The following is a 21,670-nucleotide window of genomic DNA, read 5'->3' as shown; positions in this document are numbered from 1 at the left end:
CCACCCGGAACCTCTACCCCCGCCGGGGCGGATCGGGAAATCTGGTCATCACCAGGGCGGCGCGCCGGACCGGAAACGACGCGACCGGCGCCCCCTGGGAGAACTTCCCGGAACACTCACCGCTCTCGATTTGGGGTACCGCCATGTCTGCTGCACGCCGCATCGCCACCGCTTCCGCCCTTGCCGCCCTCGCCTTCACCGGACTCGCCGCCGGCGCGGCAGCGGGATCCGAGCGGCCTGCGGCCGGTCCCGTCGAGGTCACCCGCACGGTGGCCGCCGGCGACGGCACGAGCATCGGCTGGGACAGCGCCACGCCCCAGGAGAACAAGAACAGCATCGGCTGGGACTGACCCGATGGGACTGACCCAAGAGGCCACGGACAGAACGCGATTGACCGCATCGATCGCACAGATTGATCCCCTACAGAGAGACGTTGTGATGCAGCAGCTGGAAAAGCCCCAGGTACCGGCACCGGCACCCGCCGAGGAGAAGGTCGTGCCCGCCGAAGAGCCCGCGCCCCATGCGGACGCCGCACCGCCCGCGCGGAACGCACCGCCCGAGGGGGGCGGGGAGCGATCGGTCCGCGCGGTGGTGTGGATCGGCCCGGTCCTGGCGACCCTCGCCACCCTCATCTGGTCCGGGAACTTCGTCATCGCCCGCGCCCTGCACGAGGACGTGGCTCCCGTACAGACCGCGTTCTGGCGGTGGATCATCGCGATGCTGGCCGTACTGCCCTTCGCCGCGAAGGCGGTCTGGCAGCAACGCGGGCTGATCCGCGCCCACTTGCGGTATCTCTGCGGGGCCGCCCTGCTCGGCGTCACCTTGTTCAACACCTTGATCTACCAGGCCGGGCGGTCCACCAGCGCCACCAACCTGGCGCTGATCGCCGCCGCTTCACCGGTGCTGATCGTGCTGTTCGGGATGATCGGCCGCGGTGGCGAGAAGGTCACGGGGCGGCGCGCCGTCGGCATGGTGGTGGCGCTCGTCGGGGTCGTCGCACTGGTGTCGAAGGGGTCGCTCTCTGTCCTTCTGCACCTGGACTTCGCCGTCGGTGACCTGTGGATGCTGGCCGCGACCGCCACGTTCGCCGGATACACCGCGCTGCTGCGCCGCAGGCCGGAGGGGATCTCCGGCATCTCGTTCCTGTTCACGACATTCCTGCTGGGCACGGTGCTTCTCGTCCCCGCCTATGTGGTGAGCCTGGTCGTACAGGGCGGCTTCACCCCGTCGGGCGGCACGGTCGGCGCCCTGCTCTACATCGGTGTCGCCTCGTCGGCCGTCGCGTACTTCACCTGGAACAAGGCCATCGACCTGATCGGTGCGGCGCGGGCCGGGATCATCTACTACCTCCAGCCCGTCTTCGTCGCGATCGTCTCCTACTTCGCCCTGGGCGAGGACACCAGCGGGATGCAGGTCATCTGCATGGCGCTGATCATCTCCGGCATCGCGCTCGGCGCCGGCAAGAAGAACTGAACCAATCCCCCCTGACCCACGAGGACTTCACGCACCATGGACAACGCACACGTTCCCGGCATCAACGCGCAGCGCCTGCTCACCGATCTCACCCACCTCTCCCAGATCGGAGCCGGTCCTGACGGCTCCATCCACCGCATCGCCGGGAACAAGGCCGACTGGGCGGGCCGTGACTGGATCGACAAGACCATGCGGGTCTCGGGCCTGCACTCGTACTACGACGAAACCGGCAACGTCTTCGCCCGCAGGAAGGCCACCGGGGGCCCCTGGCTGCTGATCGGCTCGCACGCCGACACGGTGCCCGGTGGCGGCCATCTGGACGGCGCGTACGGGGTGATCGCGGCCATGGAAGTGCTGCGCACGCTGCACGAGACGGACCACCCCATGGCCGACCACGTGGAGACCGTCGCCTGGTTCGACGAGGAGGGCGTGACACCGGAGTCGAACGGCGGGCTGGTCGGCTCGACCGCGCTGACCCGGGACCCGCACGCGGACGAGCTCGTGGGCTATCTGGAACTCCACGTGGAACAGGGCCCGCGGATGGAGGCGTCCGGCCTCGAACTGTCCCCGGTCACCGGCATCGTCGGTGTGCGCCGCTACACCCTCACCGTCCGGGGCCAGGAGAACCACGCCGGGACCACCCCGTTCCACCTGCGGGCCGACGCGGGGCGCGTCGCCTCCCGTATGGCTGCGGCCCTGCGGGACATCTGCACCGAGGCGGACCCGTTCTCCATCGGCAATGCCGGCGTCATCGAGTTCGGCCCCGGCGCGGCGAATGTCGTGCCCGGCACGGCGCGCACCGAGATCGAGATCCGGGCCGGGGAGGACGGCACCCTCGACATCATCGAGGCGGAGCTCCGGGACCGGCTGGCGCAGGTCGCCGTGGAGGAGTCCTGCACGGCGGCTCTGGAACGCACCTCCGCGAAGCCGGCCGCGCAGTTCGACAAGCGCCTGGTGGACACCGTGGACGACGTGTGCCGGAGCCGGACGGAGGCGAGCGAGCCACTGCTGTCCTACGCCGGTCACGACGCGAGCGTCATCAGCACCCGGCTGCCGACCGCGATGCTGTTCGTCCCCTCCACGGGCGGCTTCTCGCACTCCAACCGGGAGCACACGCCCGACAAGCAGCTGGTCCTCGGCACACAGGCCCTGCTGGACGCGGTGGTGCGGACGAGCGCGCTGCTGCTGAACACCGTGGACCGCGACGTCATCCTCGCCGCCTGAGCCCCCGGGCCCCGGGACTCAGGGCCCCGAGCCTCTGAGATCCCGGGCGGACGGCCGGACCGGATATGCGGACGGGCGGGCGCACACTGGCCTGGAGCCCCAAACACCCTCCCACCAGGGCGGATTCAACGAAATGTTGAATTGAAACCGGTCACCGCCGGAGCCTTGACAGAGATCCCACACCGGCAGCTACGCTCTTTCCGGAAAGTGAATTCCGCATTACGGAATACACGCTTTGTGAAGCACACAGTGGAATAACACGAGCTCACCACTACCCCGGGACGTCCCCATGCCCCCAGTGTCCAAACCCCGTCCGGTTGGCCGCGCCCTGCTCCCCCTCATCGGGGCGATCCCGTTCATCGGGATCCTCGGCGGAATCTGGTTCGCCAACCGGGTGACGCCCTACGTCCTAGGAATGCCGTTCATCCTGTTCTGGATCGTCCTCTGGGTGGCCCTGATCTCGGCGGCCATGGCAGTGATCTACAAGCTCGACCCGCGCAACCGAGAGGAGCACTCGGCATGACCGCACTCGTCGTCATCCTCGGCTTCCTCCTGGTCGCCATCTGCCTCGGCCTGCAGGCCCGGCGCGGCAAGGACATGGACCTCGAAGAATGGTCCGTCGGCGGCCGCAGCTTCGGAACGACCTTCGTCTTCCTGCTGCTCGCCGGCGAGATCTACACCACCTTCACCTTCCTCGGCGCCTCGGGCTGGGCGTACGGGAAGGGCGGGCCCGCCCTGTACATCCTGTGCTACGGCGCACTGGGGTACGTGATCTCGTACTGGCTGCTGCCGGCGATCTGGCGTTACGCCAAGGAGCACCGCCTCGTCTCCCAGTCCGACTTCTTCGCCAAGAAGTTCAACAGCCCCCTGCTCGGCGCGCTGGTCGCCCTGGTCGGCGTCGTGGCGATGGTGCCGTACCTGGTCCTCCAGCTGACCGGCATGGGGATCATCGTCTCCGAGGCCTCGTACGGCCATATCTCCAAGACCGTCGCGGTGATCATCGGTACGGTCGCCCTGACCGTGTACGTGACCATCTCCGGCATCCACGGCTCGGCCTGGACCGCGGTCCTCAAGGACGTCCTGATCCTCTCGGTGGTGCTGTTCCTCGGCATCTACCTGCCGTTGCACTACGCGGGCGGCGTCGGCCACATGTTCCACACCATCAACACCGCGAAACCGGGCTTCCTGACCCTCCAGCACAGCGGCTTCAGCCCGACCTGGTTCGTCTCGACCGTCCTGCTGTCCACGCTGGGCTTCTACATGTGGCCGCACTCGTTCAGCGCCTCCTACACCGCCCAGAACGAGCGGGTGTTCCGCCGGAACGCCATCTTCATGCCGCTCTACCAACTCGTCCTGCTCTTCGTCTTCCTGGCCGGATTCGCCGCGCTGATCGCCGTACCCGGTCTGAAGGGCGCCGACGCCGACCTGTCAATGCTGCGGATCACGGTCAAGTCCTTCGACCCGTGGTTCGTGGGGGTCGTCGGCGGCGCCGGTGTGCTCACCGCGCTGGTCCCCGGCTCGCTGCTCCTGCTGACCTCGGCGACTTGCCTGGCCAAGAACATCTACAAGCTGGCCCGCCCGGCGACGTCGGAACAGTCGGTGGGCAGGCTGGCCAAGCTGCTGGTGCCGGTGCTGGCGCTCATCGCGCTGTTCTTCACCTTCAACGGCGGCAGCAGCATCGTGAACCTGATGCTCATGGGCTACTCACTGGTCACGCAGCTCTTCCCGGCCCTGCTGGTCAGCCTGGCACCGCGCAAGCTGGTCAGCAAACAGGGCGCGGCCACGGGCATCATCGTGGGCGTCCTGATCGTCAGCGCGGTGACCATCTCCGGCGCCACCGTGGGCAGCTTGCTGCCGGGGCTGCCGCAGGCGGTCAAGGACCTCAACGTCGGCGTCATCGCCCTCATCGCGAACACCCTCGTGATGTTCGCCGTCTCGGCGGCCACCCGCACCTCGGTGAGCGAGGCCCCCGCGAAAACGGCACCGCCGGTCGGCGCCGTCTGACGGCACGGCCACCGCACACCGGTTCGGAGAAGCCCCACCATGCCGCGCATGGTGGGGCTTCTCGACGCAACGGGGGCTCCAGCCACCGTACGGAATCGATGACTCGCTCTCCGGCGCTTCGCGGACTGTGCAGCACGACGCTTCCCGGACTGTGCAGCACGGAGTGCATCGCTGCACAGAGTGTGTCTTTCAATGCCCGGTCACGTTGGCGCATTCTACTATTCATCGCGAATTTGCAGTGACCGATCGGCGGACAACCACAGGCTCCCGAATACTGCGCGCCGCCCACTCGAAGACGTCCGACGAGCAGTCACCGAATTCACCGAGTTCACCCTTCTTCACAGAGGGCGACGCCCCCGCGCCCGTGCCGGTACGCCGGATATCATGCCCGACCGGCCGCGTTTCGCTGTCGACCGGTATCGGCGGGGCACGACCCCCATTACGTGGCTCGCGCGAGCGCATGCCCGGCTCGTCCGAGTGCGGCTCAGAAAGGACACCATGAGCGCCGAAAGCACCGGAGTCCGCTCTCGAAGCGGGATACCTGCCGAAGCCGGCAAAGTCAGCCTTTCCGTGCCATCCGACAAACCCGCTGGAAGCCTGCGCGGCACCATGGGCACCCTTCAGCTCGCTCTGACCGTGCTCGCCATGTCGGCGCCCATCGGGAACGTAACCGGCGTACTGCCGCTCGGCATCACCCGCGGTAACGGGATCGGCACGCCCGTGATCTACGCGTTCGTCGGCGTGATCTTTCTGCTGTTCGCCGTCGGATTCACCACGATGACTCGCAACTTGCCGAAGCCCGGCGCCTTTTACACCTACATCACCGCGGGCCTCTCCCGAACGCTCGGCCTCGGCACGGGACTCCTCGCAGCCTTCACTTACCTGGTCTTCATGATCGGCAGCTACGCGTTCTTCGGGGTTTCCATCGAGAACGTACTCAGTTCCTTCGGTGCACCGAGTACGCCCTGGTGGCTCTGGGCTGCGCTCTGTTGCGTCATCATCACCGCACTCGGGCACTTCAATGTCGAGCTTTCCGGCAAGGTGCTTTCAGCCTTCATGGTCGCGGAAGTCGTGCTGGTCATGCTGTTCAATGCGCCCGTTCTCTTCACTGGCGGCCCACAGGGCTACCAGGTTGAGTCCTTCCAGCCGGCGCATGTGTTCCAGGGGGACCTCGGCGTCGCAACTCTCTTCGCGATCACGTGCTTTCTCGGCTTCGAGTCCTCCGCGATCTACCGCGACGAGGTCAAACGGCCCGAAAAGACCATCCCGCGTGCGACCTATCTCGCGATCTCCGGTCTCGGAGGGTTCTACGTCCTCACTTCATGGGCGATTGTGACCTTCTGGGGGCCGAGTCGTGTGGCCGCGGCCGGTTCGGCGAATCCTACGACTCTGTTCAGTGAGGGCTTCCGCCACTACATGGGTGACACTTTCACCCAGATCATGATCGTGATGGTCGTCACCAGCGTTTTCGCCGGTGCGCTGTCGACCCACAATTCACTGTCGCGGTACCTCTATTCGCTCGGCCGCGACCGTATCCTGCCTTCCTTCCTCGGGAAGGCCCACGGCCGGCACGGCTCCCCGTCGAACGCATCGGCTTTCGCCACCGGAGCAGCGGTGATCTGTATGCTCCCGTTCCTTCTCAGCAGGCTCGATGCCGTGGCGATGTACTCGTCCATGTTCGCGCTCGGAACGTTCGCCCTGCTCATCCTGTTCACGCTGACCACGGTCTCGGTCCTGCGCTACTTCCGGATCATCGAGCACGGGGAGAGGATCTGGAACACCTCGGTCGCACCGATCCTCGCGCTCGCCGGACTCGTACTCCTTCTCACTCTGACTTCGGTCTACTACTCGATGTCGATCGGCGCGCCGCAATGGCTCGCGTACGGACAGCAGTTGCTCCTGGTCGCCATTGTCGTCACCGGTGTCCTGGTCGCCCTGCGGTGGCGCAGGACCCGCCCCGACGTCTACGCGAACATCGGCGGTGGCTCCGGGGAGCACCACGACGCGAGAAGGGCGGCCAAGCCGTCGTCCCCCACCACGGCCGGCCCCCGGTAGCAACACCCGTTCGTGCCAGGAGCCGCCAAGCCGCTACCGGCGTTGCTTCTCGGGCGTGCCGGAACAGTGCGGGCCCATCAGGTCGAGGGCGCGGAGTGCCAGGGAGAGGCCGCCCCGCACCTCGGGGTCGTCGACGGACCTGCCGAGTAGCGCGTTGAGACGCTCGATGCGGTAGTAGAGCGTGCGCCGCTGGATGAACAAGGCCTCCGCGGCCCGTGTCTTGTTGCCGTCGGCGGCGAGGTAGGCCTGCAGCGTCGGCAGCAGCGCGTTCGTCTCGGTTGCATCGTGCTGCAGGAGCGGCCCGAGCTCGACATCGACGTATCGGTGCAGCTCGGGCCCGTCGGCCAGTGCCACGAGCAGGCGCAGGACACCCAGCCGGTCGAAGTGGAGCGTGGTGGGTTTCTCCCTGGTGACGGCCACCGACGCCGCTGTACGGGCCTGCCGTGCCGCGTCCACGAGGTGCTCGGCGGGGCCGCTGCGGCTCACCCCTGCTCTGGCGCCCTGGGCGTCGAGCTGTTCGGTGAGCTGCTGCCCGGACACCTGGTGGGTCAGACCGACGACGGCCAGCACCTGATCGCCGGTGTCGGCCAGGACGGCCGGCAGTTTCATGCTCTTCAGCACCGGCTCCAGCGCCAGTCTGGCGGAGTGGTCGTCACCGGGCTCCTTGCAGACGACGGCCACGGCAAGCGGCCGGTCGCGCAGATCACGGCCCACCTTGAGCGCCCGGTCGACGAACTGCTCGCCGGTGATGTCGCCCAGCAGCAACCGGTTGATCAGCGAGCTCTGCCGGTGGGAGGCGCGTGCACCGCTTTCCCGGTCGCCGAGCAGGGCGATGGCGATCGTGTCCGCGGCGCGGTCGAGGGCGTAGGCATGGGCGCCCGAGAGAGCCGCCCTTCCGTTGAAGACGTGGATCCAGCCCCACGCCTCGCCGCGCAGGACGATCATGCGGCGCGTACAGCCCGGCTCCTCGTGCGACTGAACCACCGTTGACCTGCTGTGCTCGCTGGGGGCCCCGGTCCGGTGGGCCATCCTGGCGTGCAGCCCCCAGTTCTTCATCAGCAGATCGGTGTCGGCTGTGCCCCCGGCGTACGCCACGACCTGGTGGTCGGTGTCCTCCAGGACCACGGGAGAGCCCACGTGATGGGCGAGCGTCTCAGCGAAGGACACATGGCTGCGACTGGCCAGAAGCAACTGGATGAAGTCCGCGTTGAGCCGCTCGAAGGCGAGGAGGTCGGCGTTCCTCTCGTCGGAGATCAACTCATGCACCTGCGCGGACACCTCGACGAACGGCAGTTCATCCACCAGGCCGATCAGGGGAAGGCCCAGCTGCCGGGCTTCGTCCACCAGGGCCGACGGCATCGTGGTGAACGCCCTCCCGCCCAGTTCCACGACGAGTGCGGCAGCGTTCGCGGCGCTGACCTCCTGGACGTAACGCCGCTGCTCACCTGCCGTACGGCCGACCCCGAGCCCGGCTGTCAGCAGCAACTCGCCGCCCGTCAGGAAACGGGCGACGTCGGGGATCTCCACAGGATGGACCCAGCGGATGGTCCGGTCCAGATTCTCCTCACCCGCGTACACACGGACCTCGGTCCGGCTGAAGACCTCCAGTTGGAGTGCGGCTGCTACGGACAGAGCCATGACGGAACCTCTTCGGAACAAGTAGGAACTCCACCCGGGTGTACGGGTGGCTCAGCGGGGGGGGTGCGCCGATGCAACTGGCCGGGACGGATGCCGGACGCCCGGAGCCACGGTCAGGGGGCAGGTCCCCATGGTGCCCTGCGCGGTGGGCCCTGGGATTGCACGGATGATGCAGCGTTCGGCGACATCCTTGCACAGTCTGTGTCTGCCTTGCGGGTGGCCCTCGCCTTCATGCTGGTGGACGCCACAGGTTGGGTCGCGCAGCGCAGGCCGCGAGCGCGATGGGCAGGGGCTCCCGCCGGCCCCGGAGCGGCGCCCCGCCCCGCGAGCGCGTCGGCAGCCGGCCAGGTGCCGGCTCCCCCGCAGCACGAGGCACCAGGACCTCGCTGACCCGGATCCCGCCGCGCCAGGACGTTCCATCTGCACTTGGAGGACCACCATGAGAGCCGCCGTCGTTCCGCGCCCGTCCGGACCTTTCGGCATCACAGACCTGCGGATGCCCCGGCCCGGGCCGGGAGAGATCCTCGTGCGTGTCGCCGCCTGCGGTGTCTGCCACACCGATCTGCACGTCCATGACGGCTCGGTGGCCTTCCCGTTCCCCGCGGTTCTGGGGCATGAGATTTCCGGGAGGGTCGTCGAAACGGGGGCCGGTGTGGATCACCTCAGCCCGGGCCAGAGCATCGTCGGCGCATTCATCATGCCGTGCGGCTCCTGCGCGATGTGTGCCTCGGGCCGGGAGGAACTGTGCGAGCCGTTCTTCGCACACAACCGGCTGAACGGAACGCTCTACGACGGGACGACCAGGCTCTTCGACGCCAACGGCGATCCGGTGTGGATGTACTCCATGGCGGGCCTGGCAGAGTACGCCGTCATGCCCGCGCTCGGTGCGGCGCCGATCCCCTCCGGCGGCCACCTCAAGGACTCCGCGATCCTGGGCTGCGCCTTCCTGACCGCCTACGGCGCGCTGGTCCACGTCGGCGAACTGCGGGAGAGCGACTCGGTGGTCATCGTGGGCGCCGGCGGAGTCGGCCTCAGCGCCGTGGCCGTGGCCAAGGCCCTGGGCGCCGGTCGCATCGTGGCCGTCGACGTCGCCGACGACCGGCTGGGAACCGCGTCGCGCCTGGGGGCGACCGACACGGTCAATGCCTCCACCGCCGACCCGGTCCGGGCGGTCCGCGACATCACCGGAGGAGGGGCCCGTCTCGTGGTGGAAGCGATCGGGCAGCCGGGCACTTTCCGGCAGGCGACGGAGATGGCAGCCGACGGCGGCCGGTGCGTGATGATCGGCATCGCACCGGCAGGCCGCACCGCCGAGATCGAGATCACCCGGCTCGTACGTCGCAAGATCCAGGTCTGCGGGTCCTTCGGCGGACGCCCCCGGCAGGACCTGGCGCACCTGGGCCGGCTCGTGGCCGACCGGCGTCTCGACCCCGGAGCCCTGATCAGCCGGCGCTTCCCGCTGGACCAGGCCGACCATGCCTACCGGCTTCTCAGCGAAGGAAAGATCGTCGGCCGGGCTCTCATCGAGATCGACCCCGACGCCTGACACCTCGCACTCCCCGCGTTCATCAGCAGCGCTCCCCGCCCCATGTGGACGCGGCACCAGCCGCCGGCCCGGGCAGCCTCTCCCCGCTGCGGACTCCCTCAGCGCGGCCTCTCCCCGCCGCGCACTCCCTCAGCAGCGATTCCGACGACAGCAGAGACGACAGCAGAATGGATCAGTCCATGGCACTCACGCTGCACCACTGGCGCAACGGTACGGCCTTCGAAGGCATCGGCGACCGGTATTCCGACGTCACCAACCCGGCGACCGGAGAGGTCACCGCTCAGCTGGCGCTGGCCGCCGAGAGCGACGTGAATGCCGTCGTGGAGGCGGCAGTTGCGGCCTTCCCCGCGTGGCGCGACACATCGCTGACAGCGCGGACCCGAGTCCTGTTCCGCTTCCGCGAGCTGCTGAACGCCCGCAAGCCCGAACTCGCCGAGATCATCACCTCCGAGCACGGCAAGGTGCTCTCCGACGCACTCGGAGAAGTCAGCCGGGGCCAGGAGGTGGTCGAATTCGCCTGCGGTATCCCCCACCTGCTCAAGGGCGGCTTCACCGAGAACGCGTCGACCAGGGTCGACGTGCACTCCGTGCGCCAGCCCCTCGGCGTGGTCGGCATCGTCTCGCCGTTCAACTTCCCGGCCATGGTGCCTCTGTGGTTCTTCCCCATTGCCATCGCGGCGGGCAACGCCGTCATCCTCAAGCCGAGCGAGAAGGTTCCCACCGCCGCGCTGTGGCTGGCCGAGCTGTGGAAGGAAGCGGGACTTCCCGACGGTGTCTTCAACGTCCTCAACGGGGACAAGTCCGCCGTTGACGGCCTGCTGACCCACCCGGACGTGGAGTCCGTGTCCTTCGTGGGGTCCACGCCGATCGCGCAGTACGTGTACGAGACGGCCGCCGCCCACGGGAAGCGCGTCCAGGCTCTCGGCGGGGCCAAGAACCATATGGTCGTGCTGCCCGACGCCGACCTCGATCTCGCCGCCGACCAGGCCGTCAACGGCGGGTACGGCTCAGCGGGTGAGAGGTGCATGGCCATCTCAGCAGTGGTTGCTGTCGGCAACATCGCCGATGAACTCGTCGCCAGGATAAAGGCGCGCACGCTCCGGCTGCGCACCGGCGACGGCACCCGCGACTGCGACATGGGGCCCCTGGTGACCGCGCAGGCCCAGCAGCGGGTGTCCGGCTATGTGGACGCCGGCGAGAAGGCCGGCGCCACGCTGGTGGTCGACGGGCGCGAGGTGCGTCCGGACGCCGACGGGTCAGGCTTCTTCGTCGGCCCCACCCTCTTCGACCACGTCGGCACCGACATGAGCATCTACACCGACGAGATCTTCGGGCCGGTGCTTTCCGTCGTCCGCGTGGACAGCTACGACGAAGCCGTCCAGCTGATCAACCGCAATGCGTACGGCAACGGAACCGCGATCTTCACCAACGACGGTGGTGCGGCACGGCAGTTCGCCAACGAGATCAAGGTCGGCATGGTCGGCGTCAACGTCCCGGTTCCCGTCCCCATGGCCTACTACTCCTTCGGCGGCTGGAAGCACTCCCTGTTCGGTGACAGCCACGCCCACGGCACCGAGGGCGTCCAGTTCTTCACCCGCGGCAAGGTCATCACCACCCGGTGGCTCGACCCCAGCCACGGCGGAATCAACCTCGGATTCCCCGAGAACACCTGACCGCCGCCCCTCCGCGGGCCGAATAGTTCCCCCCTCCGCTTTTTCCCATTCCTCAAGGAGACCAGCCGTGCCCGTTGTACTGAAGTCCGCCGCCGCCAAGAGCGGTGCGCGCAGCAGCCGCCCGGAGGTCGTCGACATCGTCGCCGAGGTCATCGCCGAGGTCCGGGCCAACGGCGACGACGCCGTCCGCCGGTACTCGGCGAAGTTCGACTCCTGGGACCGGCCGTCCTACCGACTCGGCGCACAGGAGATCAAATCCATCGTCTCGTCGGTTCCCGCCGGCGTCCTCGATGATCTGCGCTTCGTGCAGCAGCAGGTGCAGAACTTCGCCCAGGCGCAGCGCGACTCCCTGCACGATTTCGAGATCGAGACCCTGCCGGGCGTGTTCCTGGGACAGCGCAACATCCCGGTCTCGGCGGCCGGTGCCTATGTGCCGGGCGGTCGTTACCCGCTCACCGCTTCCGCGCACATGACCATCGTCACGGCGAAGGTGGCGGGCGTCGAGCGGGTGGCCGCCACCACTCCTCCGAACGAGGGTGCCCCGCCGCCGGTCAGCGTCGCCGCCATGCACATGGCGGGCGCGGAGGAGATCTACGTACTCGGCGGAGTGCAGGCGGTCGCCGCCCTTGCCCTGGGCACCGAAACCATCGCCCCGGTCCATATGCTGGCCGGCCCCGGCAACGCCTATGTGGCCGAGGCCAAGCGGCAGTTGTTCGGCGAGGTGGGGATCGACCTGTTCGCCGGGCCCACCGAGGTACTCATCGTCGCCGACGACACCGCCGACCCGTTCACGGTCGCCGTGGACCTGCTCAGCCAGGCCGAGCACGGCCCGGACTCCCCGGCGGTCCTGATCACCACCTCCCGCGAGGTCGGCCGGCGCACGATCGAGTTCATCGGCGAACTGCTGCCCGCCATGCCGACCGGGAGGGTCGCCGGTGCGGCCTGGCGCGACCACGGCGAGGTCGTGGTGGTGGACAGCCAGGACGAGGCCTTCGCCCTGGCCGACACCTACGCCAGCGAACACGTGCAGATCTTCACCGCCGAACCGCGGGACGCCCTGACCGGCATGCGGGACTACGGCGCCCTCTTCCTCGGCCAGGACACCTGCGTTCCCTACGGTGACAAGGTCATCGGGACCAACCACGTCCTGCCGACCATGGGCGCAGCCCGGTACACCGGCGGTCTGTGGGTGGGCAAGTACCTCAAGACCGTGACCTACCAGGAGGTCCGGAACAAGGCCAGCAGTGCGCTGCTGGGCGAGATCTGCGGTCGGGCCTCCCGCCTGGAGAACTTCGAGGGTCACGCCCGCTCCGGTGACCTGCGCGCGGCCCGGTACGGCGAGGCGGGCCTGTCGTGGAGCGACCACGACGTACGCCTCGGCGGATCCGGCAGGTGAGGTCAGCCGTGCCCGGGCCGGGCGGTCGTCGCCCGTACGACCAGTTCCGTCGGCAGGAGGATCTCCTTCGGCTCGGCGCCCGCGATCACATCCAGCAGCAGCCGGGTGGCGCTTCGGCCCTTCTCGGTCAACGGCTGGCGCACGGTAGTCAGTTGCGCGCCGGCCGCACCGGGCAGGTCGTCGAACCCGATCACCGAGAGATCCTCGGGAACGCGCAGGCCGCGGCTGCGGGCGGTCCGCATCGCCGCGAGCGCCAGGACGTCGGTACCGGCGAGCACGGCCGTGATGGGGCCGGCTTCCTCCAGCAGGGTCTCGGCCGCGGCCAGCGAAGCGGTCTCGTCGAAGCCTCCCGCCTCGATGACCGTGACCTCCCTCCACGGCAGGCCGGCCGCGCGGAAGGCGGCGGCGTAGCCCGCCAGCCGTTCCTTCATCACCCGGTCGCGTGCCTCGCGCTGCCGGGCGGGAGCGACAGGGCCGCGGTAGCCGTCGGGGACCAGCCGGTCGACCAGGATGCCGACCGAACGGTGGTCCAGGGCCAGCAGGTGAGCGGCGGCCGACCGGGCGGCTGCACGGTCCTCGATCCCCACCCAGGGAAGCCCTCCGGGGTTGGGACCGTCGATGACCACCACCGGCAACCGCCTGCGCAGCACGGTCTCCACCGCGGGATGCCCCTCGGGCAGGGCGTAGGCGAGGAAGCCGTCGACAAGCCCCCGCAGCAGCACACCGGAGTTCTGGGTCAGGCGTTCCGACTCCAGCGGACACGGCAGCAGGGTGAGCGCCGTCTCGGACACCTCGCCGACCTCGGCGATTCCCCGCAGCAGCGCGGCGGTGGCCGGGTCGTCGAAGGCGTAGGGCAGCGAGTCCGTGACCATCAGGCCGAGCGCCCCGACCTGGCCGGTCCGCAGCGTACGGCCGGCCGAGTGCGGACCGGCGTATCCGAGTTCCTCGGCGATCTGCAGGACGCGTTCGCGCTGCGCGGCGGACAGCTTCTCCGGCCGGCTGAACGCGTAGGAGACGGCCGCCTGGGAGACACCCGCCGCCCGTGCTACATCACGCATGGTGACCACTGGCGCCTGCTTCCCCTCGTTGGCGTGGTTCGCCGGCAACCCTACCCAGCGCGCTTCCGGGCGTTGCGGGCCACATTCACCTCTGTTGACAGCCCGGGTCACGATGTTAGCCTCGCGTCGGTTAATCGAATAACTAAAGTGATCACCGAAGACTCACAGCCCGTCCCGCCACGCTTCCGAGCCATGGGGTGCCGCACACCGCAGTGCCGGCGGACGAGCGGTCTCCGCACCCCCCCTGCCACCCCGTAGCGGATCTTCCGCACGCCCCCTCTCCAGCTCCAGTCAGGGACGAACCCCATGAACGGAAAACCAACTCTCCCCAATGACGGCCCCACCGGGTCGCACTACGACTTCGTGATCGTCGGCTCCGGCATGGGCGGCGCCACGATGGCCTACGCCCTCAAGGACGTCGGTGCCAGCGTGCTTCTCGTCGAACGCGGTGACTTCCTGCCGCAGGAGAAGCAGAACTGGGACGCCGGAGCAATCTTCCGCCGCCACCGTTACCAGAACGCGGAGCAGTGGTACGACGCGAGCGGCAAGGCCTTCACGCCCGGCAACTACTACTACGTCGGCGGCAACACGAAGCTCTATGGCTCCTCGCTCGTACGGTTCCGCCGCGAGGACTTCCGGGCGACGGAGCACGAGGCCGGCACCTCGCCGGAGTGGCCCTTCCCGTACGAAGTCCTGCAGCCGTACTACCTGCGCGCCGAGACGCTCTTCCGCGTGCACGGGGACCAGTTCGACGACCCCACCCTGGACCGGTCCGAACCCTTCCCCTACCCGGCGATCGGACACGAGCCGCCGGTCCAGGAGGCCGCCGACGCCCTGACCCGCATGGGGCTCACCCCGTCGAGCATCCCGCTCGGCCTGGACCTGCGGGACGGCGGGTCCTGTATCCGCTGTGCCTTCTGCGACGGATTCCCCTGCCGGGTCCTGGCCAAGTCCGACGCCGACGTCTGCTGTGTCCGGCCCGCACTGGCCGCCGGTTCGGTCGAGCTGGTCACCAACGCCCGGGTCACCCGGGTGCTCACGAACGACTCCGGCAGCAAGGCGACCGGAGTGGAGCTCCTCCACAACGGAGCGCCCGTCACTGTCGGCGCCGGCACCGTGGTCGTCTCCTGCGGCGCCGTCAACTCCGCAGCCCTTCTGCTGCGCTCGGCGAGCCCGCAGCACCCGGACGGGCTCGGCAACTCCTCCGGCACAGTCGGCCGCCACTACATGGTCCACAACAACTCCGTGATGGTCGGCGTCCACCCGACCCGGAAGAACACCGCGGAGTTCCAGAAGACCCTGTACTTCAACGACTTCTACACCAAGGGCACCGCTGACCACCCCTACCCGCTGGGGCACGTCCAGCTCATCGGCAAGCTCCAGGCGGACATGATGGCCGGTCAGCGCCCCGCCATCCCCACCTGGGCACTCCGCTACGCCGCCCACCGCAGCATCGACTGGTGGCTGTTCACCGAGGACCTGCCCGACTCGGACAACCGCGTCACCCTGACGTCCGCCGGGGACATCCGGATCAACTGGAAGCCCAACAACGTACGTGCGCACGAGGTCCTCGTCCGGGAGACCAGGAAGATCCTGCGCCGCATGGGGTTCCCCCTGGTGTTCAGCCAGCGGACCGGCATCGAGGTCAACTCCCACCAGGCCGGCACCGTCCGGGCCGGCACCGACCCCGCGACCTCCGCACTGGACGCGAACTGCCGCTCGCACGGCGTCGACAACCTGTACGTCGTCGACTCGTCCTTCTTTCCGTCGCTGCCGGTGATGAACCCGGCGCTGACCATCGCCGCAAACGCCCTGCGCGTCGCTGACCACCTCACCGGCGCCTCCCCCGCAGCCGCCCCCGCCCAGCACACGAACGTCCAGCACACGAACAAGAGGTAGATATGCCCAGGCTCACCGGCGGCCAGATCGTCGTCGACTTCCTGATCCGCGAAGGGGTGGAGAAAGTCTTCGCCGTCCCGGGACACGGCAACACCGCCCTCATCGACGCCTTCGTCGACCGCAAGGACGAGATCGAAGTCGTCCCGGCCATGCACGAGCAGGGCGCCGCCCACATGGCCGACGGTTACTACCGTGCGACCGGCAAGGTCGCCGCCTGCTGTACGTCCATCGGTCCCGGTGCGACCAACACGCTCACCGGTCTGACCACGGCCTTCGCTGACTCCCAGCCCTTCCTTCTGATCACCGGCGCGGTGCACACCTACATGGAGAACCACGGGGTGCTCCAGGAGATCGACCGGCCGCACGGCAACAACTTCCCGCGCATGGCCGAGCCCGTCGTCAAGCGCTGGTGGCAGCCGAGCCGCGTCGACCAGCTCCCCACCGTCCTCGCCCAGGCCTTCAACACCATGTACGAGGGCCGCCGCGGCCCCGTCCTCCTGGACATCCCGCAGGATCTCCAGGCCGAGTACGGCAAGTACGAGCCGGAGGAGACCCGCCGCCGGCGCGCGCACGGCCGCCCCGGCGGCGACCCCGAGCGCATCGCGGAGGCCGCCCGGTTGCTGGCGGGTGCCCGGCGCCCGGTCATCCTGGCGGGCGGCGGCGTCATCGCATCCGAGGCCGGCGCCGAACTGGTGGCCGTCGCCGAACGGCTCGGCGCGCCCGTGACCCACTCCTTCATGGGCAAGGGCGCTTTCCCCGCCGATCACGACCTGTACGCCTGGCCCTGCGGCGACATGGGCTCCATCCCCGGCAACGGCGTGACCCGCACCGCGGACGTCATCCTCGCGGTCGGCTGCCGTTTCAGCGACCGCATCACCTCCTCCTACAAGCCGGGCGTCACCTTCAACATCCCCGGCACCAAACTCGTCCAGATCGACATCGACGGCTTCGAGATCGGGCGGAACTACCCCGTCGAGGTCGGTGTCGTCGGCGATGCCAGGGCGAGCCTGAGCGCCCTGCTGGGCGAGCTGAACACGCTCGGCGACGCCCCGGACTGGCGCTCCTCCGAGTACTTCGCCGAGTTGCAGGACCTCAAGGCACAGTGGGAGGAGCACCTGCGCCCGATGCGGACCACCGACCACCTGCCGATGACCAACTCCCGGGCCATGGTGGAGATCCGCGAGGCCCTGCCCCGGGAGGGCATCCTGGTCACCGACTCCAGCAATCCGGCCAACCAGGCCTTCAACGAGTTCCCCGTCTACGGGCCGCGTACCAACATCGTGGCCGGCGGCATGTCGGGGATCGGTTTCGGCCTGCCCGCCGCCATCGGCGCCCAGGCCGCCGTCGGTGACCGGCCGGTCCTGGCGATGGTGGGTGACGGCAGTTTCCTGCAGACCGGCACCGAACTGGCCACCGCGGTCATGCTCGGCCTTCCGCTGGTCGTGGTCGTGCTGAACAACGGCGGCTGGGAAGCGATCAAGGACCTCCAGATCAATCTCTTCGGCAAGGAACGCCAGATCGTCAGCGGCTGGACCACCAAGGACGGCAAGCCGTACTTCGCCGACATCACCGAGTTCGCCCGCTCACTGGGCTGCACGGCCGAACGCGTCGAGAACCCGGCCGGACTCGCGGACGCGGTCCGCCGCGCCTTCGCCACTCCCGGCCCGGTGGTCATCGAGGCCATGAGCGCGCACGAACTGCCCTGGACCGAGATGCACCCGACCGGCTGGTGGGACATCACCGTCCCCGCTTACCACGGCCCGACCCGTGACGAGTACGTCGTCCAGCGCGGCTTCTGACCGGAGGAAGGTACACACCATGGGCAACATCAAACTCGGCCTCAACCTGGAGTTCGCCCGCTTCGAGAACGGGTCCTTCGACTGGGCCATGGACCAGGCCGCGGCGATCGGCTACAAGTACGTCGAGCCGATGGTCCACTGGGGCCGTGAACTGCTCAGCGCCGCCGGCTACTTCCACAGTCTCTCCATGCTCGACGACCCGCTGCGTCTGAAGCACGCCGCGGAGAGCCGGGGGCTGAGCATCTCCTCGCTGTCCAGCCACGCACCGCTGGCCAAGCCGGAGGTCAGCGTCGAGTACCTGCGCCAGTCCATCCGCTACGCCGCCGAGTGCGGCGCCCCCATGATCATGATTGACGACGGGCCGCTGCCGTCCTGGACCACCGAAGAGGAGAACTACACCCTCATGCGGTACACGCTCCAGGAGGCGGCCCTGGTGGCGGAGGCGCGGGGCATCGCCATCGCGATCGAGACGCACGGCGAGTACACCGCCACGCCTGGGCGGCTCGACCGCCTCATGGGGCTCATTGACAGCCCGGCGCTGACCATCAATCTCGACACCGGCAACAGCTATCTGAGCGGCAACGACCCGCACCAGTGGCTGGAGGACATCGTCGGCCGCGTCACCCACCTGCACGCCAAGGACATATCGCACGAGGACGCCGCACGCTACCGGGGCAAGGTACGCGGCATGCTCGGCTGCGCCTGCGGCGAAGGGGTCATCGACTGGGACCGCATCGTCGCCACACTCGCCCGTGCCGATCACGAGTTGGTGCTCTCCGTGGAGTGCGCATCCCTGGAGGCGGCCACCAAGAGCTACCAGCACCTGTCCGGGCTCATCGACAAGCACGCGCCCTGAGGGACGCCGTACGGGCAACTTCTCGTCGGGGCAAGGGTACGGTCATGCCCTGGGCGCGATCCATCGCGTTCCGGCGCCCGACGGAAGAGAACCCCACAGCCGCCGACCAGTGGGGGCTCGTCGCCCGTAAGCCCTGAGCGGGGCCGCACCGGATCCGGGATAGCCGCCAGCGGGTATGCGAAGGGGCCTCTGACCAGCGATTAAGCTGGCCAGAGGCCCCTTGCGACAGGACGAGCCGGCCTGTACGCCGGGTTCTGTCTCCCGGAAACCTCGCGGTCGCCGGGGAGACGGCCATCCATCTACGACCGGCATTGCTGCCGGCCTCCTGCGGTCTACCCGCGGACTCGGGCGAGCAGCCCTCGAACGTCCGCGCAAGGCCGTCTTGCGGCGGCCTCTCTTGACCTTGCTCCAGGTGGGGTTTACCTAGCCGCCTGAGTCACCTCAGGCGCTGGTGGTCTCTTACACCACCGTTTCACCCTTACCGGGGGCCTTGCGGACCCCGGCGGTCTGTTTTCTGTGGCACTGTCCCGCGGGTCGCCCCGGGTGGCCGTTAGCCACCACCTTGCCCTGTGGAGCCCGGACGTTCCTCGGGAAGATCCAGAGGACCTTCACGCGGCCGTCCGGCCGACTCGTCTGCCGTGTTGACCATGCTACCCGGCCGGCAGGGAGGCTCAGACGAAGTCCGCTGTCTCCAGCTCGAAGGCGAAGGGCTCCGGGAGGGCAAGGGACTTCCCGGACGGGATGGTGCAGCGCTGCCGGTAGTCGTCACCCTCGGGGTCGCTGAACAGCGTCACCGAGGACTCCTCCCGGTCGACGAGAAGGTACAGCGGGACGGCCCCGCGTGCGTAGCAGCGGCGCTTGCCCTCCCGGTCGGCCTGCGGCTTGCTGGAGGTGACCTCGACCACCAGGGCCACACCCTCGCAGGGCATCCACGGCTCGGCGCCCCGGAACAACCGCTGTGCGGTGGGGGCGAACGTGCCGTCGGGGATGGCGTGGTTCTTCGGGCAGGCTCCGCCGCTCTTCAGCTTCAGCCCCTTGTTCCCGGCAAACTGCATATCCGTCCGCGACCGCCTGGCAACATGATTCACGATCAGGCCGATGTAATCCTCATGATCCCCGTCCGGCGGCGGCGTCACGACAATCTCCCCCTCGATCAGCTCCGCGCGGAAGCCCTCCGGCGTCTCCAGCGCCAGGAAGCCCTCCAGCAGGACCTCAGCCTGCGTGAGCGGTTCATGCGGCATGGCAGTCATGTCACGCCCCTTCCTCGGTCGCTCGCCAGACTGGGACATCGGGGGCTCCACCGTCCGTGAGATGGGAGATCTTCCCCCGATCGTGGCACACGTCGGCAGGGGCTGAGCGCTGTCGGCGGTTCCGGTGACGGATGCGTCGGAAACGGTGGGGCGACGGGGAACCGGGCGGCCCCTCTACCCTGGGCAGACGCTGCTGTCCGTACGTGAGGAGACCTGCTGTGCTCGTGCTCTTGCCGCCGTCCGAGGGGAAGGCCGCGAGCGGCTCCGGTGCCCCGCTGAAGCCGGAGTCCCTTTCGCTGCCCGGGCTGGCCGGTGCGCGGGCCGCCGTGCTGGACGAGCTCGTCGAGCTGTGCGCGGCCGACGAGGAGAAGGCGCGCGAGGTCCTCGGGCTGAGCGAGGGGCTGCGCGGCGAGGTCGCCAAGAACGCCGGGCTGCGGACCGCGGGCGCCCGGCCCGCCGGGCAGATCTACACCGGGGTGCTGTACGACGCGCTCGGCCTCGCCTCGCTGGACGCGGCGGCGCTGCGGCGGGCCGAGGACTCGCTGCTGGTCTTCTCGGGGCTGTGGGGCGCGGTACGGATCGGCGACCGGATCCCCTCGTACCGCTGCTCGATGGGTGTGAAGCTGCCGGGGCTCGGGGCGCTGGGACCGTACTGGCGCGGACCGATGGCCGAGGTCATGCCGGAGGCCGCGGGCGAGGGGCTGGTGCTCGATCTCCGGTCCGCCGCGTACGCCTCGGCCTGGAAGCCGAAGGGCGAGGTCGCCGGCCGTACGGCCTCGGTACGGGTGCTGCACGCGCCGACCCGGAAGGTCGTCAGCCACTTCAACAAGGCGACGAAGGGCCGGATCGTACGGGACCTGCTCCTCGCGGGCGCGGCTCCGGCCGGGCCCGACGAGCTGGTGGAGGTACTGCGGGAACTGGGTTACGAGGTGGAGACCCCGGCCCCGGTGAAGCCGGGCAAGCCCCGGGAGCTGGATGTGCTGGTGGCCCAGATCCACTGACCACACCCCACGCGCGTTGCACGGTGCGCAACGCGCGTTGCGCATGACGTGTGTGCCGGGGCAGGATGCCCGTATGACTTCCGTGCTTGACCTCGCCCCCGTCGTCCCTGTTGTCGTCATCGACGATGCCGCCGATGCCGTGCCGCTGGCGCGGGCCCTGGTCGCGGGCGGGCTGCCCGCGATCGAGGTGACGCTGCGGACGCCCGCCGCGCTCGACGCGATCCGCGCCATCGCCGCCGAGGTGCCGGAGGCCGTGGTCGGCGCCGGCACGGTGATCTCCCCCGACGGGGTGGCACAGGCGGTGGCCGCGGGGTCCCGGTTCCTGGTCAGCCCCGGCTGGTCGGAGCGGCTGCTCGGCGCGATGACCGAATCCGGCGTGCCGTTCCTGCCGGGGGTCTCCACCACGTCCGAGGTCGTGGAGCTGCTGGAGCGCGGGATCACCGACATGAAGTTCTTCCCCGCGGAGGCGGCGGGCGGCACGGCCTATCTCAAGTCCCTGGGCGGGCCGCTTCCGCAGGCCAGGTTCTGCCCCACCGGCGGTATCTCGCTGGCGTCCGCGCCCTCGTATCTGGCGCTGCCCAACGTGGCGTGCGTGGGCGGCACTTGGATGCTGCCGGCCGATGCGCTGGCGGCGCGGGACTGGGACCGGGTGGAGCTGCTGGCCCGGGGCGCCGCGGCGCTGCGCGGCTGACTGCCGGGGGCCGGTCCCGCACGGTCGGCCCCCGCGGTCCCGCCCCTCCCCCGCGAGCTCGCTCAGCGGCCCAGCTGCCTGACTGGCCGACTGGCCGACTGGCCGAC

17 protein-coding genes and 1 other RNA gene are annotated in these 21,670 nt (G+C 69.0%); 14 read left to right on the top strand and 4 right to left on the bottom strand.

The genetic code is table 11. The features are described from left to right. Nucleotides 1-143: 143 nt before the first annotated feature. From OG210_RS23530 to OG210_RS23505, 6 genes are all read left to right on the top strand, one after another. On the top strand, nt 144-350 hold the full coding sequence (locus OG210_RS23530; RefSeq protein WP_328325970.1) for a hypothetical protein: 207 nt from the start codon (nt 144-146) through the stop codon (nt 348-350). Between the two features lie 88 nt (nt 351-438). Next, a complete protein-coding gene (locus tag OG210_RS23525) occupies nt 439-1,473 on the top strand; it encodes a DMT family transporter (protein ID WP_371538578.1) in 1,035 nt (344 codons plus the stop codon). A gap of 36 nt (nt 1,474-1,509) precedes the next feature. Next, on the top strand, nt 1,510-2,697 hold the full coding sequence (locus tag OG210_RS23520; RefSeq protein ID WP_371538576.1) for a M20/M25/M40 family metallo-hydrolase: 1,188 nt from the start codon (nt 1,510-1,512) through the stop codon (nt 2,695-2,697). A 298-nt stretch (nt 2,698-2,995) separates the two neighbouring features. Next, a complete protein-coding gene (locus OG210_RS23515; RefSeq protein WP_328325976.1) occupies nt 2,996-3,220 on the top strand; it encodes a DUF3311 domain-containing protein in 225 nt (74 codons plus the stop codon). Then, nucleotides 3,217-4,701 (top strand): sodium:solute symporter, encoded by a 1,485-nt coding sequence (locus OG210_RS23510; protein WP_371538574.1) that lies wholly within the window; start codon nt 3,217-3,219, stop codon nt 4,699-4,701. Before OG210_RS23515 ends, OG210_RS23510 begins: the two co-directional genes overlap by 4 nt. A 384-nt stretch (nt 4,702-5,085) precedes the next feature. Further along, nucleotides 5,086-6,756 (top strand): APC family permease, encoded by a 1,671-nt coding sequence (locus OG210_RS23505; RefSeq protein ID WP_328325980.1) that lies wholly within the window; start codon nt 5,086-5,088, stop codon nt 6,754-6,756. Between the two features lie 33 nt (nt 6,757-6,789). Here OG210_RS23505 and OG210_RS23500 read toward each other — a convergent pair whose 3' ends face one another. Further along, entirely contained in the window at nt 6,790-8,394 is a 1,605-nt protein-coding gene (locus tag OG210_RS23500; protein ID WP_371538572.1) for a PucR family transcriptional regulator, read from the bottom strand. 439 nt (nt 8,395-8,833) lie between these two features. On the opposite strand from OG210_RS23500, the gene OG210_RS23495 reads away from it, so the two are divergent. The 3 genes from OG210_RS23495 to hisD all read left to right on the top strand — a co-directional run bounded on the left by OG210_RS23495 (nt 8,834) and on the right by hisD (nt 13,009). Then, entirely contained in the window at nt 8,834-9,940 is a 1,107-nt protein-coding gene (locus tag OG210_RS23495) for a zinc-binding dehydrogenase (protein ID WP_328325984.1), read from the top strand. A 179-nt stretch (nt 9,941-10,119) separates the two neighbouring features. Then, nucleotides 10,120-11,613, top strand: a complete 1,494-nt coding sequence (locus OG210_RS23490; RefSeq protein ID WP_328325986.1) for a CoA-acylating methylmalonate-semialdehyde dehydrogenase — start codon at nt 10,120-10,122, stop codon at nt 11,611-11,613. Between the two features lie 67 nt (nt 11,614-11,680). After that, nucleotides 11,681-13,009 carry a histidinol dehydrogenase gene (gene hisD, locus OG210_RS23485; RefSeq protein WP_328325988.1) on the top strand — a complete coding sequence of 443 codons (1,329 nt, stop codon included), beginning with the start codon at nt 11,681-11,683 and terminating at the stop codon, nt 13,007-13,009. A 2-nt stretch (nt 13,010-13,011) separates the two neighbouring features. On the opposite strand, the gene OG210_RS23480 is transcribed toward hisD, so the two are convergent. Continuing rightward, nucleotides 13,012-14,067, bottom strand: coding sequence for a LacI family DNA-binding transcriptional regulator (locus tag OG210_RS23480; RefSeq protein WP_328325990.1), 1,056 nt, complete (start codon nt 14,065-14,067; stop codon nt 13,012-13,014). A 306-nt stretch (nt 14,068-14,373) separates the two neighbouring features. Between OG210_RS23480 and OG210_RS23475 the strand changes: the two genes are divergently transcribed. From OG210_RS23475 to OG210_RS23465, 3 genes are read left to right on the top strand one after another with little or no spacing between them, the layout of a single operon-like run. Then, a complete protein-coding gene (locus OG210_RS23475) occupies nt 14,374-15,966 on the top strand; it encodes a GMC family oxidoreductase (RefSeq protein WP_328325992.1) in 1,593 nt (530 codons plus the stop codon). 2 nt (nt 15,967-15,968) lie between these two features. Further along, a complete protein-coding gene (locus tag OG210_RS23470; RefSeq protein ID WP_328325994.1) occupies nt 15,969-17,765 on the top strand; it encodes a thiamine pyrophosphate-binding protein in 1,797 nt (598 codons plus the stop codon). Between the two features lie 19 nt (nt 17,766-17,784). Further along, a complete protein-coding gene (locus OG210_RS23465) occupies nt 17,785-18,621 on the top strand; it encodes a sugar phosphate isomerase/epimerase (protein WP_328325996.1) in 837 nt (278 codons plus the stop codon). Between the two features lie 227 nt (nt 18,622-18,848). Here the strand turns inward: OG210_RS23465 and rnpB are convergent. Beyond that, nucleotides 18,849-19,253, bottom strand: an RNA gene (gene rnpB / locus OG210_RS23460) — RNase P RNA component class A. 39 nt (nt 19,254-19,292) lie between these two features. Then, complete coding sequence (locus OG210_RS23455; protein ID WP_328335391.1) at nt 19,293-19,862, bottom strand: Uma2 family endonuclease; 570 nt, start codon at nt 19,860-19,862, stop codon at nt 19,293-19,295. Nucleotides 19,863-20,089: 227 nt separating this feature from the next. Here OG210_RS23455 and yaaA point away from each other — a divergent pair, with 227 nt between their 5' ends. Both yaaA and eda read left to right on the top strand, forming a co-directional pair. Beyond that, complete coding sequence (gene yaaA / locus OG210_RS23450; protein ID WP_328325998.1) at nt 20,090-20,872, top strand: peroxide stress protein YaaA; 783 nt, start codon at nt 20,090-20,092, stop codon at nt 20,870-20,872. Nucleotides 20,873-20,945: 73 nt separating this feature from the next. Beyond that, nucleotides 20,946-21,563, top strand: coding sequence for a bifunctional 4-hydroxy-2-oxoglutarate aldolase/2-dehydro-3-deoxy-phosphogluconate aldolase (gene eda / locus OG210_RS23445; RefSeq protein ID WP_328326000.1), 618 nt, complete (start codon nt 20,946-20,948; stop codon nt 21,561-21,563). Nucleotides 21,564-21,670 lie beyond the last annotated feature (107 nt).

Origin of the sequence: Streptomyces sp. NBC_00466 (genome assembly GCF_041433995.1) — a bacterium.
Lineage (GTDB): Bacteria > Actinomycetota > Actinomycetes > Streptomycetales > Streptomycetaceae > Streptomyces.
Note: the sequence above shows the minus strand (reverse complement) of the source record. Positions and strands in the feature narration are given on the sequence as shown.

Excerpts from the sequence above, each read along its gene's own strand:
- OG210_RS23480 (WP_328325990.1), bottom strand. The coding sequence starts at position 14,067 with ATGCGTGATGTAGCACGGGCGGCGGGTGTCTCCCAGGCGGCCGTCTCC.
- OG210_RS23510 (WP_371538574.1), top strand. The coding sequence starts at position 3,217 with ATGACCGCACTCGTCGTCATCCTCGGCTTCCTCCTGGTCGCCATCTGC.
- eda (WP_328326000.1), top strand. The coding sequence starts at position 20,946 with ATGACTTCCGTGCTTGACCTCGCCCCCGTCGTCCCTGTTGTCGTCATC.
- OG210_RS23520 (WP_371538576.1), top strand. The coding sequence starts at position 1,510 with ATGGACAACGCACACGTTCCCGGCATCAACGCGCAGCGCCTGCTCACC.
- OG210_RS23500 (WP_371538572.1), bottom strand. The coding sequence starts at position 8,394 with ATGGCTCTGTCCGTAGCAGCCGCACTCCAACTGGAGGTCTTCAGCCGG.
- OG210_RS23475 (WP_328325992.1), top strand. The coding sequence starts at position 14,374 with ATGAACGGAAAACCAACTCTCCCCAATGACGGCCCCACCGGGTCGCAC.
- OG210_RS23490 (WP_328325986.1), top strand. The coding sequence starts at position 10,120 with ATGGCACTCACGCTGCACCACTGGCGCAACGGTACGGCCTTCGAAGGC.
- OG210_RS23505 (WP_328325980.1), top strand. The coding sequence starts at position 5,086 with ATGCCCGACCGGCCGCGTTTCGCTGTCGACCGGTATCGGCGGGGCACG.
- OG210_RS23495 (WP_328325984.1), top strand. The coding sequence starts at position 8,834 with ATGAGAGCCGCCGTCGTTCCGCGCCCGTCCGGACCTTTCGGCATCACA.
- OG210_RS23470 (WP_328325994.1), top strand. The coding sequence starts at position 15,969 with ATGCCCAGGCTCACCGGCGGCCAGATCGTCGTCGACTTCCTGATCCGC.
- OG210_RS23530 (WP_328325970.1), top strand. The coding sequence starts at position 144 with ATGTCTGCTGCACGCCGCATCGCCACCGCTTCCGCCCTTGCCGCCCTC.
- OG210_RS23465 (WP_328325996.1), top strand. The coding sequence starts at position 17,785 with ATGGGCAACATCAAACTCGGCCTCAACCTGGAGTTCGCCCGCTTCGAG.
- OG210_RS23525 (WP_371538578.1), top strand. The coding sequence starts at position 439 with ATGCAGCAGCTGGAAAAGCCCCAGGTACCGGCACCGGCACCCGCCGAG.
- OG210_RS23455 (WP_328335391.1), bottom strand. The coding sequence starts at position 19,862 with ATGCCGCATGAACCGCTCACGCAGGCTGAGGTCCTGCTGGAGGGCTTC.